Here is a 592-nt window from a genome sequence, read left to right on the forward strand (position 1 = left end):
TCGTCCGCTTGTACAGCGGGGAGCAGTTGGAGCCGCTCCGCATTCAGTACAAAGATTATGCGGTATGGCAGCAATCGGACGAGCAGAAAGCTCAGCTTGCCAAGCAGGAAGCCTACTGGCTCGACATGTTCCGCGGAGAACTGCCGGTTTTGGAATTGCCGACGGACTATCCGCGCCCGGCTATGCAGAGCTACGAGGGCCGCACGCTACAATTGTTTATGGATAGCGAGAAAAGTGAGGGTCTGAAACGGCTTGCAGCCGAGAACGGCGCAACGCTTTACATGGTTCTGCTTGCTGGTTATACAATGTTACTGCATAAGTATACAGGGCAAGAAGACGTGGTGGTCGGTACGCCGATTGCAGGAAGAAATCACAGCGACGTTCAGCCGCTGATCGGGATGTTCGTCAATACCCTGGCCATCCGCAGTTATCCGGCTGCCGTTAAAACGTTCCTTGACTACTTGAAGGAAATCAAGGAGACGACGCTGGGCGCTTTTGAACATCAGAATTATCCGTTTGAGGAACTGGTGGATAAGGTGAATGTGGCTCGCGATTTAAGCCGCAATCCGCTGTTCGATACGATGTTTGCTTT

The 592-nt window shown here is 52.5% G+C and carries 1 protein-coding gene; it reads left to right on the plus strand.

Annotated features, from left to right (window positions below):
- A partial coding sequence (locus G9G57_RS25275) for a condensation domain-containing protein (RefSeq protein WP_164965681.1) occupies positions 1-592 on the plus strand: 592 nt, incomplete at both ends.

The organism is Paenibacillus sp. EKM211P (assembly GCF_011066175.1).
Taxonomy (GTDB): domain Bacteria; phylum Bacillota; class Bacilli; order Paenibacillales; family Paenibacillaceae; genus Paenibacillus; species Paenibacillus polymyxa.